At 71.8% G+C, this 13,199-nt stretch carries 13 protein-coding genes and 2 pseudogenes; 10 read left to right on the forward strand and 5 right to left on the reverse strand.

Features of this window, described 5'->3' with window-relative positions; translation table 11 throughout:
* Positions 1-216 precede the first annotated feature (216 nt).
* Positions 217-555 (forward strand): MerR family transcriptional regulator, encoded by a 339-nt coding sequence (locus AC0ZLC_RS21485; RefSeq protein WP_358851016.1) that lies wholly within the window; start codon positions 217-219, stop codon positions 553-555.
* A 28-nt stretch (positions 556-583) separates the two neighbouring features.
* Here the strand turns inward: AC0ZLC_RS21485 and AC0ZLC_RS21490 are convergent.
* The 3 genes and pseudogenes from AC0ZLC_RS21490 to AC0ZLC_RS21500 all read right to left on the reverse strand — a co-directional run.
* Positions 584-831 (reverse strand): annotated as a pseudogene (locus tag AC0ZLC_RS21490) (sensor histidine kinase); the annotation flags it as partial.
* Between the two features lie 446 nt (positions 832-1,277).
* Positions 1,278-1,991, reverse strand: coding sequence for a CE1759 family FMN reductase (locus tag AC0ZLC_RS21495; protein WP_476753567.1), 714 nt, complete (start codon positions 1,989-1,991; stop codon positions 1,278-1,280).
* Positions 1,988-3,085 (reverse strand): LLM class flavin-dependent oxidoreductase, encoded by a 1,098-nt coding sequence (locus tag AC0ZLC_RS21500; protein WP_476753568.1) that lies wholly within the window; start codon positions 3,083-3,085, stop codon positions 1,988-1,990. The genes AC0ZLC_RS21495 and AC0ZLC_RS21500 overlap by 4 nt, the downstream gene beginning before the upstream one ends.
* Positions 3,086-3,214: 129 nt before the next feature.
* Between AC0ZLC_RS21500 and AC0ZLC_RS21505 the strand changes: the two genes are divergently transcribed.
* Positions 3,215-4,030 carry a DUF6597 domain-containing transcriptional factor gene (locus AC0ZLC_RS21505; RefSeq protein WP_476753569.1) on the forward strand — a complete coding sequence of 272 codons (816 nt, stop codon included), beginning with the start codon at positions 3,215-3,217 and terminating at the stop codon, positions 4,028-4,030.
* Between the two features lie 86 nt (positions 4,031-4,116).
* Positions 4,117-5,505, forward strand: a complete 1,389-nt coding sequence (locus AC0ZLC_RS21510; RefSeq protein WP_476753570.1) for an MFS transporter — start codon at positions 4,117-4,119, stop codon at positions 5,503-5,505.
* A 19-nt stretch (positions 5,506-5,524) separates the two neighbouring features.
* On the opposite strand, the gene AC0ZLC_RS21515 is transcribed toward AC0ZLC_RS21510, so the two are convergent.
* Positions 5,525-6,010 carry a MarR family winged helix-turn-helix transcriptional regulator gene (locus AC0ZLC_RS21515; protein WP_476753602.1) on the reverse strand — a complete coding sequence of 162 codons (486 nt, stop codon included), beginning with the start codon at positions 6,008-6,010 and terminating at the stop codon, positions 5,525-5,527.
* 375 nt (positions 6,011-6,385) lie between these two features.
* Between AC0ZLC_RS21515 and AC0ZLC_RS21520 the strand changes: the two genes are divergently transcribed.
* From AC0ZLC_RS21520 to AC0ZLC_RS21540, 5 genes and pseudogenes are all read left to right on the forward strand, one after another.
* Positions 6,386-6,724 carry a YnfA family protein gene (locus tag AC0ZLC_RS21520; RefSeq protein WP_476753571.1) on the forward strand — a complete coding sequence of 113 codons (339 nt, stop codon included), beginning with the start codon at positions 6,386-6,388 and terminating at the stop codon, positions 6,722-6,724.
* 136 nt (positions 6,725-6,860) lie between these two features.
* Positions 6,861-7,628, forward strand: a complete 768-nt coding sequence (locus AC0ZLC_RS21525) for an SDR family NAD(P)-dependent oxidoreductase (RefSeq protein ID WP_476753572.1) — start codon at positions 6,861-6,863, stop codon at positions 7,626-7,628.
* A gap of 326 nt (positions 7,629-7,954) precedes the next feature.
* Entirely contained in the window at positions 7,955-8,191 is a 237-nt protein-coding gene (locus AC0ZLC_RS21530; RefSeq protein ID WP_476753573.1) for a tyrosine-protein phosphatase, read from the forward strand.
* Positions 8,161-8,607: pseudogene (locus AC0ZLC_RS21535) on the forward strand (tyrosine-protein phosphatase); the annotation flags it as partial. The gene AC0ZLC_RS21530 and the pseudogene AC0ZLC_RS21535, both read left to right, overlap by 31 nt.
* Positions 8,608-8,847: 240 nt before the next feature.
* Positions 8,848-9,660 (forward strand): hypothetical protein, encoded by an 813-nt coding sequence (locus AC0ZLC_RS21540; protein WP_476753574.1) that lies wholly within the window; start codon positions 8,848-8,850, stop codon positions 9,658-9,660.
* Positions 9,661-9,695: 35 nt separating this feature from the next.
* On the opposite strand, the gene AC0ZLC_RS21545 is transcribed toward AC0ZLC_RS21540, so the two are convergent.
* Positions 9,696-10,889, reverse strand: coding sequence for an RtcB family protein (locus tag AC0ZLC_RS21545; protein ID WP_476753575.1), 1,194 nt, complete (start codon positions 10,887-10,889; stop codon positions 9,696-9,698).
* Positions 10,890-11,092: 203 nt separating this feature from the next.
* Here AC0ZLC_RS21545 and AC0ZLC_RS21550 point away from each other — a divergent pair, with 203 nt between their 5' ends.
* Both AC0ZLC_RS21550 and AC0ZLC_RS21555 read left to right on the forward strand, forming a co-directional pair.
* Complete coding sequence (locus AC0ZLC_RS21550) at positions 11,093-11,998, forward strand: DUF3558 domain-containing protein (RefSeq protein WP_476753576.1); 906 nt, start codon at positions 11,093-11,095, stop codon at positions 11,996-11,998.
* A 129-nt stretch (positions 11,999-12,127) separates the two neighbouring features.
* Positions 12,128-13,051, forward strand: coding sequence for a DUF3558 domain-containing protein (locus tag AC0ZLC_RS21555; protein ID WP_476753577.1), 924 nt, complete (start codon positions 12,128-12,130; stop codon positions 13,049-13,051).
* Positions 13,052-13,199 lie beyond the last annotated feature (148 nt).

The raw sequence follows: 13,199 nt of genomic DNA on the forward strand, positions 1-13,199 counted from the left end.
GAGAAGGATTCGGCTCGGGTACCGCAAGACCCCGGAACGGAAGGTGGTCCCCGGTCACGCATCCAAGATCCCCGCTCCTCGGTCCCTCTCCCGGGCCGGACGGCGGTAACAGAAGGTCGGCACCGCGTTAGGGCCGACAGATGGTGTTGAATTTCCTTCGGGGCCCTGGTGCCGTACGGCGCCAGGGCCCCTCGAGGCGTTGTACTACGAGGTGAGATGACAGCAGACAACCCGCTCGGTAATCGTCTGGACGACGACGACTACCCCGCGTACACCATGGGACGGGCCGCCGAGATGCTCGGTACGACGCCCGGATTCCTGCGTGCCATCGGAGAGGCCCGCCTGATCACGCCGCTCCGCTCGGAGGGCGGCCACCGGCGCTACTCGCGCTACCAGCTGCGGGTCGCCGCCCGGGCGCGCGAGCTGGTCGACCAGGGCACGCCCATCGAGGCCGCCTGCCGCATCGTCATCCTCGAGGACCAGCTCGAGGAGGCCCAGCGCATCAACGCCGAGTACCGCCGCTCCGCGGCCGGCTCGCCGAAGGCCGCACACTGACTCCGGGGCCGTCGGCCGGTGGGCGGAGTCAGTCGCGGCCGTCGTCCTCGGGGCCACCGGCGTCCACGGTGACCCCGATCACCGCCCCGCCACCCTCCCCGCGGAGGGCGAAGGCCGTCCATCCGTGCGACGTGGCGGCCTCCCGCACTACGGAGAGTCCGAGCCCGGAGCCCGGACGACCGCGGCGTCGGCCGCCCGGTAGAAGCGGCCGAAGACACACGCCGTCGCCTCGGCGATCCCGGGCCCCGGGTCCAGCACCTCGACCCGCACCGCGCCACGCCCCCGCCCGACCCGGAACCCCGGCCCGCGTGCCCGCCCCTGAGCCCAGGCCCGCCTGCCCGCCTGCCCTCCTGCTCGCCTGCTCGCCTGCCGAGCCACCGCCGGTCGCCGGCTGCGTCGGAGAGGACGCAAAGCCCGGTACCAGGAACGGCGGCGCGCACGACGGAACCGCGGGTCCCGACAGTCGCCATCCCTGCAGCGGAAGCGCGCCGCCACCCCCGTACGACGGGACCGCGGGGCAGGCCGGAGGCGGCGTTCCCACCCCTCCGGTCGGCCTGTCCCCCGACCGGCAGCGCGCGGAACACGACGGCACCGGTCGCGGACGAGAGCGCCCGCCCCGCCCGCGGCAGGGGCACCGCCTCACCCTCGGCCTCCCCGCCCCGGTAGGCCTGCCGGTGCCTGCCCCGGCCGGTCACAGTGACCCCGTGAGCGGCCGGGTGCCGTCACCTCGTGCGCAGGGCAGCGAGCCGCTCCTCGAAGGGGATCACCGTCGTGGCCCCCGTCGCCCGTACCGGCCCGCCGTCCCCGGACCGGCCGGCCGCCGGCCCGTGGTGTCCAGGCCCGTCGGACACGGGCCCGTGATGGCCCGGCCCGTCGGCCCGCCGACCGGACACGGGCCCGGCGCCAGCCCGGCCACCGACCGCGCCCATGAGCGTCGCCAGCTCGCCCGCCGCCCGCTCGATCCGCTCGGACAGTCCCTCGGCACCCCAGTCCTCCGAGGCCGCGTACACCCCGGTGGGCACGACCACGGCCCGCAGGTACGCGAAGAGCGGGCGCAGCGCGTGGTCGAGCACCATCGAGTGCCGGGCCGTGCCGCCGGTCGCCGCGACGAGGACCGGCTTTCCGGCGAGCGCCTCCTGGTCGCCGGCGCTCAGCACGTCGAAGAAGGACTTGAACAGTCCGCTGCAGGAGGCCGAGAAGACGGGCGTGACGACGATCAGGCCGTCCGCCGCGCTCACCGCCTCGAAGGCGTGGCCGAGTGCCCGCCCGGGGAATCCGTTGGTGAGGTTGTGGGCGATCTCCACGGCCAGGTCGCGCAGTTCGACGACCTCGACGACCGCCGGGGTCCGTCCCGCGGTCGCGGCGGCCAGCCGGTCGGCCAGCAGCCGCGTGGACGACGGGACGCTCAGTCCCGCCGAGACGACGACGAGCTTCATGCGCTCGGCACCTCCTCCTGGGTACGGGCCGCGGCGAGCCGCGCCGCGTGCGTCGGGGCGTCCGGCACCCCGGCCGGGCGCCTTCTGGCGAACTCCTCGCGCAGCACGGGGACGACCTCCTCGCCGAGCAGGTCGAGCTGTTCCAGCACGGTCTTCAGCGGCAGTCCCGCGTGGTCCATCAGGAACAGCTGACGCTGGTAGTCGCCGGCGTACTCGCGGAAGGCGAGCGTCTTCTCGATCACCTGCTGCGGCGAGCCGACGGTCAGCGGCGTCTGGTCGGTGAAGTCCTCCAGCGACGGACCGTGCCCGTACACCGGCGCGTTGTCGAAGTACGGGCGGAACTCCCGTACCGCGTCCTGCGAGTTGTGCCGCATGAACACCTGCCCGCCGAGCCCGACGATCGCCTGTTCCGGCGTGCCGTGCCCGTAGTGGGCGTACCGCTCCCGGTAGAGCTCGACCATTCGCCTGGTGTGGTCGGCCGGCCAGAAGATGTTGTTGTGGAAGAAGCCGTCGCCGTAGTACGCGGCCTGCTCGGCGATCTCGGGCGAGCGGATCGACCCGTGCCAGACGAACGGCGGTACGCCGTCCAGCGGGCGCGGCGTCGCCGTGAACGACTGGAGCGGCGTGCGGAACTTCCCCTCCCAGGTCACCACGTCCTCGCGCCACAGGCGGTGCAGCAGGGCGTAGTTCTCCACGGCGAGGTTGATGCCCTCACGGATGTCCTTGCCGAACCAGGGGTAGACCGGGCCGGTGTTGCCGCGGCCCATCATGAGGTCCATGCGGCCGTCCGCGAGGTGCTGGAGCATCGCGAAGTCCTCGGCGATCTTCACCGGGTCGTTGGTGGTGATCAGCGTGGTGGAGGTGGACAGGACCAGCTTCTCGGTGCGCGCGGCGAGGTAGCCGAGCATCGTGGTGGGCGACGAGGGCACGAAGGGCGGGTTGTGGTGCTCGCCGGTCGCGAAGACGTCGAGGCCCACCTCCTCGGCCTTCTGCGCGATGGCGACCATGGCCTTGATGCGCTCGTGCTCGGTCGGCGTACGGCCGGTCGTCGGGTCCGGTGTCACATCGCCGACGCTGAAGATCCCGAACTGCATGGTCGCTCACCCTCCACAGGTTGTTTATGATTCAACTATACCTGCAAACGGCGCGGCCCTCGTACGTATTCCTCGCTCCGGCACCGCGGGTCCCCGGCCACTGTCGTACCCCCGGCCTACGATCGCGTCATGGCCGCCCCACGCCGTGACACGCGCGGCATCGTCGACGCGGCGGAGCTGTTCTCGCGCGTACGCTTCCGCCGCCACGAGCCCGCCGAGCCGCTGCGCCCCTACCTGGAGCACTACTGGCTGATCGACTGGGACCTCCCCGAGCCGTACGCCTCGCACGTCGTGCCGCACCCCTCGGTGAACGTGGTCTTCCAGCGGTACGCGGGCCAGGAGCCCTTCGGCGAGGTCTCCGGCATCGGGCTCGGACTGTTCACGCAGAAGCTGGAGGGGTGCGGACGGGTGTGCGGGATCCAGTTCCGGCCCGGCGGTTTCCGTCCCTTCGCGCCGGACCGGTCCCTTGCCTCGCTGACCGGCCGGCGGCTCGCGCTGGACGCGGTGTTCGGCCCGGCGGAGGGTGCCGCCGAGGCCGTACTGGCCCCGGACGACGAGCGGGCCCGGGTGGCCGCACTCGACGCGTTCCTGCTGGGACTCGGTCCGCGGCCGGACCCCCGGGCCGAGCTCGCGACGGCCCTGGTCGACCGCGTCCGGCACGACCGCACCGTCCGCCGCGTCGCGGACTTCGCCCGCGCGGAGGGGATGTCGGTCCGCGCCGTGCAGCGCCTGTTCGCCGCGCAGGTCGGCGTCGGCCCCAAGTGGATCATCCTCCGGTACCGCATCCACGAAGCCCTGGAGCACGCGGAGACCTCCCGGGACGTGGACTGGGCGGCACTCGCGGCCGAGCTCGGCTATGCCGACCAGGCCCACCTGATCAGGGACTTCACGGCGACGGTAGGAGTGCCGCCGACGGCGTACGCGGTCGGCGGCCGGCGGACGTAGCCGCACTTCGGCAATCCGGTTGACGCGACACTCCCGCATGCCGCACATTTAGCTGCGTGACGCAGATTCTTCCTGACACAACTAAAATGGACCATCCGCCCGCCAGGACCCGCTGGGCGATCCTCGCCGTCGTTCTCGCGGCCGACGTCCTGGACCTCCTCGACGCCACGATCACCAACATCGCCGCCCCGACCATCGCCCGGGACCTCGGCGGCGGTCCCGCCCTCATCCAGTGGCTCGGCGCCTCCTACGCCCTCGCGCTGGGCGTCCTGCTCGTCGTGGGCGGCCGGCTCGGCGACAAGTACGGGCGGCGCCGCCTCTTCCTCGCCGGACTCGCCGGGTTCACCGCCGCCTCCATCGCCTGCGGCCTGGCCGTGAACCCCGAGACCCTCGTCGTCGCCCGGCTCGCCCAGGGCGCCTTCGGCGCGCTCGTCATCCCGCAGGGCTTCGGAATCCTCGGCGCCGCCTGGCCCCGTGACCAGATCGGCAAGGCCTTCAGCCTCTTCGGCCCGGTCATGGGACTGTCCGCGGTCGGCGGCCCGGTCCTCGCCGGGTTCCTGGTCGACGCCGACATCGGCGGACTGGGCTGGCGCCCGATGTTCCTCATCAACCTGCTGCTCGGCGGGGCCGCACTCCTCGCCGCCATCCGGCTCCTGCCCCGCGACACCGGCGACCGCACGGTCTCCGTCGACGGCCCGGGGTCCGCCCTGCTCGCCGGCGCGATGCTCGGCCTCCTGGCCGGCCTCATCAAGGGCTCGGCCGACGGCTGGACCGCGGCCCCGGCCCTGCTCCTGGTCGCCGGACTCGCCCTGTCCACCGCGTTCTGCCACCGCCAGCGCACCGCCGTGAACCCGCTGATCCAGCCCTCACTGCTGCACAACCGCGGCTTCACGTCGGGCCTCTTCGTCGGCGCCGTCTTCTTCGCCGCCGTCGCCGGGCTCCTCTACGTCGTCTCCCTCTTCCTGCAACAGGGACTCGGCCGCTCCCCCACGGGCGCCGCGCTCGGCCTGCTGCCCCTGTCCGCGGGCATCGTCGTCGCGTCGATCGTCTGCTACCGCCTGATCGGCAGGTTCGGCCGCCGGCTCGTCCTCGCCGGCCTGCTGATCACCCTCGCCGGCACGTCCTGGCTGCTCGCCCTCGTCGCCGCCGCCGGCACGGACACCGCCGGCTGGGCGCTCGTCCCGCCGCTGCTCGTCGTGGGAATCGGCATGGGCACCTGCTTCGGCACGGTCTACGACGTCGCGCTCGGCGACATCGCCCCCGACGAGGCGGGCAGCGCGGGCGGTTCGCTCGGCGCGGCACAGCAGCTCGCCAACGCGGCCGGGGCGGCGGCCGTGACCTCCGTCTACTTCACCGCGGGCGGCGGACAGGCGCACGCCACCACGGTGGCCCTCGCCGTGGTCGCCGCGGGCACGCTCGTGTGCTGCCCCCTCGTAAGGCTCCTGCCGCGCAGGGCACCGGACAGGCACCAGTGACCCGAGTCGGAAACGCAGGTCACCGGGGGGTGTCGAGCGCGCCGCTCCTGAGCCGGGCGATCTGCTTCCCGGTGAACTCGACGGTCCGGCGCATGTGGCCGATGATCAGGGCGAGTTCGGCGTCGTCCAGTCCCTCGAAGAGGGTGTACCAGCCGGCGCCCAGCCGGTCCCACATCCGGCCGAACTCGGCGAGCTTCTCGGGCACGGTCACCACGAGGACGCGCCTGCGGTCGGCCGCGTCCCTCTCCCGTACGACGTAGCCGGCCTTCTCCAGCCGGTCCACCAGCCGCGTCGCCGAGCCGGTCGTCAGCCCCGTCAGCTCCGCGATCCGGCCCGTCGTGACCGGCCCCTCCTCCAGGCTGAGCAAATTCAGGCACTGGAGATCCGTGGGGTGCAGCTTCAGGTGGTCGGCGACGGCCTGATTGAACAGGGCGTACGAGGCCATGTAGCGCCGCGACTCGACCGACAGCTCCGCCGTCAGCCGCTCCCGCCCGTTCCCGCCCATCACGCCCGCCTTCCGCACGAACCGCACATGCTACGCCGCGGACGGCACCCGACGCGGCCCCCTCAAGCGGGGCTTCCCCCGTCACCCCGAGCAGCACACCCGCCCGCACCCCAGCCGGAACAACCCGCACCCGCCCTCCCGCAGAAGGGGCCGTGCCGGTACATCAGATGCCCGTTGCAGGTCGGGCAGCCGACCCGGGGACACCCCCGTAACGAGCGCGTCCGCCCGACCTGCAACGGGCGGATGTACCGGCGCGGCCCCGACCCACCCACCGGAGCGTGGGCGCACCGACGCCCACCGCAGCAGGCGCCCGTCGGGCAAGCCCACCAGCCACGGCGCCCGTCGGGCGAGCCCGCCGCATGTCAGAGTGACCGCATGTCCGTGCTCCGTTCAGGCGTCCTCTTCCTCCTCGCCGCCCTTTTCGAGATCGGCGGTGCCTGGCTGGTCTGGCAGGGCGTACGCGAGCACCGCGGCGCCCTGTGGATCGGCGCCGGCGTGATCGCCCTCGGTGCCTACGGCTTCGTCGCCACACTCCAGCCGGACGCCGAGTTCGGCCGCATTCTCGCCGCGTACGGCGGAGTCTTCGTCGCCGGCTCGCTCGCCTGGGGCATGGCCGCGGACGGCTACCGCCCCGACCGCTGGGACATCTCGGGCGCCCTGGTCTGCCTCGTCGGCATGGCGATCATCATGTACGCCCCCCGGGGCGGCAGTTGACACCGGTCCACGCGACCAACGGGAAGGGCGGCGGCCCGGGCCCCGGCCGGCCCCCCGCACCGCCCGCCTATCCTGGCCGCACACCGAACAGCACCCCGCAGACCGCAGACCGCAGACCGCACCGAGGAGCAGCCGTATGACCCCCGCCGCCGCGTCACGTATCGCCGTCATCACCGGCGCGAGCAGCGGCATCGGTGCCGCCACGGCCCGCCGGCTCGCCGCGGCGGGCTACCGCGTCGTGCTGACGGCACGCCGCAAGGACCGCATCGAGGCGCTGGCGGAGGAGCTCACCGCGGCGGGCCACCAGGCGACGGCGTACGCGCTGGACATCACGGACCGCGCGGCGGTCGACGAGTTCGCGAGCGCCTTCCGGACGATCGGCGTCCTGGTCAACAACGCGGGTGGCGCGCTCGGCGCGGACCCGGTCGCCACCGGTGACCCCGCGGACTGGCGCCGGATGTACGAGACGAACGTGATCGGCACCCTGAACGTCACGCAGGCCCTGCTGCCGGCGCTCACGGCGAGCGGTGACGGCACGGTCGTGGTGCTCTCCTCGACGGCCGGCCACAGCACGTACGAGGGCGGTGGCGGCTACGTCGCCGCGAAGCACGCCGAGCACGTGCTCGCCGAGACCCTCCGCCTGGAGATCGTCGGCACGCCGGTCCGGGTCATCGAGGTGGCGCCGGGCATGGTGAAGACGGACGAGTTCGCGCTGACGCGTTTCGGCGGGGACGCGGAGCGGGCGGCGAAGGTGTACGCGGGCGTCGCGGAACCGCTGACGGCGGACGACGTGGCGGACACCATCACCTGGGCGGTCACCCGCCCCAGCCACGTCAACATCGACTTGCTGGTCGTCCGCCCCCGCGCCCAGGCCTCGAACACGAAGATCCACCGGCAAGCGTGATGCCGCACGAGCCGCGGCCCGCCCCGGCCCCGGGAGCACCACACGCCCCAGTCCCGGGGACCCCGCCAGCCCGGGAACCACGGGCGTCACCCGCCCCGGAACCAGGGACACCGTCCACTGCGGAGCCGAGGACACCGCTCGACCCGGAGCAACGGCGCCTGGCGAGGAGACGAAGAACGAGCGCTACGTCTGGTGGTACCTCGCCTACTTCCTCTTCGGCATCCACATCGTCGCGTTCGTGATGATCTACGCCGGGATGCACGCCGAGTAGGCCCGCCGCGCCCGCGATCGCGGCGCGGCGAACTCCCGCTGCACGCTGGCGCGTGGTGAACAGATACATACCCTTTGCCCGGCTGCACAACTTCCGCGACCTGGGCGGGTACACCACCGCCGACGGCAGGACCGTACGCCGCGCCCTCACGTTCCGGGCGGACCCGCTCGGCAAGCTGGCCGGCGACGGCGAGGTGACCCGCGCCGACCGGGACCCGGCCCGTACCTCGCGGAGCGCCACGCAGAGGTCGCCGAGGACGGCACGCGGGAACTCGGCAAGGTGCTCCAACTGATCCCGGAGGCAGGCGAGTCGGATGCCCCGCTGGTCTTCCGCTGCGCGTCCGGCAAGGACCGCACGGGACTGGTGGCGGCCCTGGTCCTGTCCCTCCTGGGAATCCGGGAGAAGACGGCTGTGGAGGACTTGGCCCTGGCGGAACGCGCGACGGACCGGCTGGTCGCGGACTGGCGTGCGGGCAACCCGGACCGGGAACCGGCCTCGCCGGGGTACGGCAGGGCCCCGGCCCACGCGATGACCCTGTTCCTGGCATCCCCGAACGCCCGCTACGGCTCGGTGCGGTCGTACGTCACCCACACCCTGAACCTGGCCCCCACCGTCACGGAAAACACTCCGGGCGATGTTCCTGGACTGTGCGCCCGCGTCCTCTCGGGACGGCGCTCGTCGCGCCCGACGACGCCCCCGCCTCGGTGAACTTGCCGGACCAGCACGGTCGCCCCGTAACCCACACGCGTGAACGGAGTCGATCACTCGGACAACGGCAGAACACGCGACCTAGGCTCGCACACACCGGAACCGACCGCCTTCGCCCGGGCTTCCGTCCCGCCCGAGGGCTCGGCCGACAGGAAGGCCCGCTCACTCATGGACGAACGCGAACCTGACACGCTGGATCACACCCTGACAGACGTCGCGGGTGTCGACCCCCCGCGATTCATGGACCTGCGAAACCCTGAGTACGCCTACATGTTCGGCTTCCTCCAGGCCGACGGACACCTCGCCGCGGGCACGGGGCAGAAGGGCCGTCTGACGGTCGAAATCAGCGCCCGTGACGTCGGGATCCTCCGGGAGTTCCAGCGGCTGACTCCGTACAGCAGCAGTATCACCGGACGTACTCGTGCGACGAACTTCTCGGCTTCGCACAAGTCAGTGACCTGGTGTCTGTGTGCCCTGGAGGCGCGGACCCGACTGACCGAACTCGGTCTGCCCCAAGGCCGTAAGTCGTCGGTCATCAGGCCGCCGCGTGTCGAGTTCTCACGGCGTGACTATCTCCGGGGTGTGATGGACGCCGACGGATCGGTGGGGTTCACGGGCCGGGGTCTCCCTTTCGTCTCCCTGACCACCGCCAGCACGGCGATCGGCGCCTACTTGTGCTTCTACGTCAGGAAGCTCACGGGCGCCGAGCGGTCGATGAGGCGCAACGCCCGCGACAGCATCTACAACCTCGTCTACACGAAGGAAGCGGCCCAGGAACTGGCAGCCCACCTGTACTACCCGGGATGTCTCGCACTGGACCGCAAGCGGGATGCCGCCGCGTCCCTCGGCTCCTGGTCGCGCCCCGTCGGCATGCGTGTCGCGCCCGACCGCCGACGCTGGACCGCATCCGAGGACCGGATGCTGCTGGCGTCGGGCGACGACGTCACCGCAGCGGCGAAGCAGCTCGGCAGGACCGAGAAGAGCTGCGCCATCCGCCTCTGGCGCCTGCGCACCGGCAGGACGCCCCCGCCCTCCGGCATCTATCCGACCTGACGTGCGAGGCCACCGCTTTTCGGGGCCTCGCAGCATCAGCCCTTCACACAGATGAACTGCTTCAGCTTCGCCACGACCTCCACGAGGTCACGCTGCTGCTCCATCACCTGCTCGATCGGCTTGTACGCGGCCGGGATCTCGTCCACGATGCCCGAGTCCTTACGGCACTCCACCCCCCGCGTCTGCTCCTCCAGGTCCTTCGTCGTGAAGCGGCGCTTCGCGGCGTTCCGGCTCATGCGGCGACCCGCCCCGTGCGAAGCGGAGTTGAAGGCCTTCTCGTTGCCGAGGCCCTTGACGATGTACGAGCTGGTGCCCATCGAACCGGGAATGATCCCGAACTCCCCGTTTCCTGCGCGGATGGCGCCCTTCCGCGTGACGAGCAGGTCCATACCGTCGTACCGCTCCTCCGCCACGTAGTTGTGGTGGCAGGAGATCTCCTGCTCGAAGGTCGGCTTCGCCTTCTTGAACTCCTTGCGGATGACGTCCTTCAGGAGCGCCATCATGAGTGTGCGGTTGTACTTGGCGTACTCCTGCGCCCAGTAGAGGTCGTTCCGGTAGGCGGCCATCTGCGGGGTGTTGGAGACGAACACGGCCAGGTCGCGATCGACGAGACCCGCATTGTGCGGGAGCTTCTGCGCGACACCGATGTGGTGCTCGGCCAGTTCCTTGCCGATGTTCCGCGAACCGGAGTGCAGCATCAGCCAGACCGCGCCCGACTCGTCCAGGCAGGTCTCGATCATGTGATTCCCCGAGCCGAGCGTCCCCATCTGCTTGGTCGCCCGGTCCTGACGGAACTTCACCGCTTCGGCGACGCCGTCGAAGCGCCCCCAGAAGTCGTCCCACCCGGCCGTCGCCAGGCCGTGGAAGCCACCGGGCTCGACCGCGGAGTCATGCATCCCGCGGCCCACCGGAATGGCCTCCTCGATCTTCGACCGGAGCCGGGTCAGGTCCCCCGGCAGGTCGTTGGCGGTGAGCGAGGTCCTGACCGCGGACATCCCGCAGCCGATGTCCACCCCCACCGCCGCAGGACACACCGCGTCCCGCATGGCGATGACGGAACCGACCGTCGCGCCCTTGCCGTAGTGCACGTCAGGCATCACGGCGAGGCCCTTGATCCACGGCAGCGTCGCCACGTTCTGGAGCTGGCGCAGTGCGCCGTCCTCGACCGAGGCGGGGTCGGCCCACATACGGATGGGAACCTTCGCGCCCGGCAGTTCCACGTACGACATCTCGTCCTCATTCCCCCGGAAAACCAACAGAAGCCTCAGACCGCAAAACCGGTGCCTAGGTCGACGTATGGGACAACGGACCAGCGTCCACGGCTGTGCGTGCGATACACATTGTTCCCAGCGGCCGCCCCCGTGCGGCAAGCGAATAACCACAGGACACCGCCCGGCACCGGATCGCGGGCGCCGTCGAGAGGAGTCTGACCGTGCAGCGGAAGGCGTACGTACCGGGCGCCGCCGTGCTCCTCGCGGCCCTGCTGGCCGGCTGCACCGGCGGCTCGGACGACGGTGGCACACCCCCCGACTCGAAGGCCGGCGACTCCGCCGCGACGACGGCGGCCGCCCAGCCCGGCAGGTACCGCACCCTCCCCGAGCCGTGCGGAGCTATCGGCCACGAGACCCTCGACGCGCTGCTCCCGGGGATCGTGGAGATCACGGACGCGCAGCGGCGCGAGAAGGCGTACGCGGGCGAGGCGACGCTGACGTTCGACACGGACCGCAAGGTCGGCTGCCGTTGGAAGGTCGAGTCGGCGGACGCGACGGACCACCTCCTCGTCGATTTCGAGCGGGTGGTGTCCTACGACAGCACCGTCAGCGACGACAGCAGGGCCGCGAAGGTCTACGGCGCGCTGGAGGAGGCGGCGGATCTTCCCGAGCCGTCCTCCTCAAACGCCTCCGACTCCGGATCCACGACGGAGGACGCCACGGCTGAGGACGCCGAGCCGGAGAAGTCCGCGACCAAGGGCCCCGCGTCGAAGGGCGCCTCGTCGGACGCCCCCTCGTCCGGGAGCTCCGGCGACGAGGACACCGCGACCGGTTCCGCGGACGACACCCCCTCCGGGTCCGCCACGGCGACCGGAACCCCGGCCGCCCTCCCGCCCCGCACGCTCGACGGTCTCGGCGACGAGGCGTTCCTCGACGACGAGGTGAGCGCGGCCGGTTCGACGGTCCGGCAGCGCACGGTGACTGTGGTGTTCCGCACGTCCAACGTGGTCGTGACCATCCGGTACGAGGAGCAGCCGGTCCGGGTGGGCGTCGTCCCGGACAGCGAGGAAATGCAGGACAGGGCCCGGAAACTGGCCGAGAGCCTCGCCGATTCGCTCAACTCCTAGCGTGCGGCGCGCGCCCCGCGTCCATCCCGCCGAACTCCGTGAAGCGGGCCGCGCTCCACGCTCACCGCGTACCGTGGCCCCTCGGACCGGACGGTCGCACGACCCATGTGCGTCCGCACCACGAGCGTCATGAGTGAAGGAACCATGCACCGACCAGCACAGCGAGCCCCGCGAGACCAGCGAGTACTGCGACTTCCCCGCATCCTTGTGTGTGCCGCCGCCGTCCCGGTGATGCTCGTCGCCGCCGGCTGTTCCTCGGACTCCGGCTCCGGCGACGACGCGAAGAAGAGTGCCGGGCAGAGCGCGAAGCCGTCGGCGAGCGCCTCGGCGGACGCGATCGAGCCGGCCGCGTACGCGAAGCTGCCCGAGCCGTGCTCGGCGGTGTCGGGGAAGACCCTGGGTGATCTGGTCCCCGAGGCCGGGAAGTCGGGCAGGGAAGGCAAGTCGGACGACCTGTCGGTGCGCGGCAACTGCTACTGGGACAGCCTGGACAGCAACGGTGTGAAGGGCTCGCAGTACCGCTGGCTGAACGTGGCCATGCTGCGTTTCGACTCGGACGCGCGCGGCGGGGGCGACGAGCTCGCGCACGACTACTTCGAGAAGCAGGTCGCGGGCGCGCAGGCGGTGTCCGGGGCGAAGAACACGAAGTCGGAGCCGGTGTCCGGGACGGGCGACGAGGCGACGGCCGTGCGGTACGAGCTGAAGAAGAAGGAAGGCTCGTTCAGGCAGCAGACGGTCGTGACGCGCGTGGAGAACGTCGTCATCACCCTCGACTACAACGGCGCGGGCCTCGCGGGTGACAAGGCGCCGGACGCCGCCGGCCTGGTGAAGGACGCGCAGAAGGCGGCCAAGGAGGCGGTGGCCGCGGTGGCCGCCGCGAACGGGGACGGGGGCGGGGAGAGCGCCTCTCCGTCCAAGTCGGCCTCGAAGTCGCCCTCCAAGCCGGCGTCGAAGTCGCCTTCGAAGTCCGCGTCGAAGGCGCCCGGCGAGTCGGCGTCCAAGTCGCCCTCCCCGTCCAGGTCCGTGAGCAAGGCCGCCGCCAGGAAGGCGTGACGAGTCCGGCGACAGGGCGCTGATCCGCCCCCGGTCCGCGATCCGCGTGCCGGGCCGCTCCCTGTCGCTCAACTCGTCGGCCGGACCGGGCAGTTGCGGGAGCCCGGGTCCTGCGCGGACCGGGCCCCCGACGGACCGGCCACCCGTT

This window comes from Streptomyces sp. GLSS-08 (assembly GCF_056387915.1).

Excerpts from the sequence above, each read along its gene's own strand:
- AC0ZLC_RS21485 (WP_358851016.1), top strand. The coding sequence starts at position 217 with ATGACAGCAGACAACCCGCTCGGTAATCGTCTGGACGACGACGACTAC.
- AC0ZLC_RS21495 (WP_476753567.1), bottom strand. The coding sequence starts at position 1,991 with ATGAAGCTCGTCGTCGTCTCGGCGGGACTGAGCGTCCCGTCGTCCACG.
- AC0ZLC_RS21500 (WP_476753568.1), bottom strand. The coding sequence starts at position 3,085 with ATGCAGTTCGGGATCTTCAGCGTCGGCGATGTGACACCGGACCCGACG.
- AC0ZLC_RS21505 (WP_476753569.1), top strand. The coding sequence starts at position 3,215 with ATGGCCGCCCCACGCCGTGACACGCGCGGCATCGTCGACGCGGCGGAG.
- AC0ZLC_RS21510 (WP_476753570.1), top strand. The coding sequence starts at position 4,117 with ATGGACCATCCGCCCGCCAGGACCCGCTGGGCGATCCTCGCCGTCGTT.
- AC0ZLC_RS21515 (WP_476753602.1), bottom strand. The coding sequence starts at position 6,010 with ATGGGCGGGAACGGGCGGGAGCGGCTGACGGCGGAGCTGTCGGTCGAG.
- AC0ZLC_RS21520 (WP_476753571.1), top strand. The coding sequence starts at position 6,386 with ATGTCCGTGCTCCGTTCAGGCGTCCTCTTCCTCCTCGCCGCCCTTTTC.
- AC0ZLC_RS21525 (WP_476753572.1), top strand. The coding sequence starts at position 6,861 with ATGACCCCCGCCGCCGCGTCACGTATCGCCGTCATCACCGGCGCGAGC.
- AC0ZLC_RS21540 (WP_476753574.1), top strand. The coding sequence starts at position 8,848 with ATGGACCTGCGAAACCCTGAGTACGCCTACATGTTCGGCTTCCTCCAG.
- AC0ZLC_RS21545 (WP_476753575.1), bottom strand. The coding sequence starts at position 10,889 with ATGTCGTACGTGGAACTGCCGGGCGCGAAGGTTCCCATCCGTATGTGG.
- AC0ZLC_RS21555 (WP_476753577.1), top strand. The coding sequence starts at position 12,128 with ATGAGTGAAGGAACCATGCACCGACCAGCACAGCGAGCCCCGCGAGAC.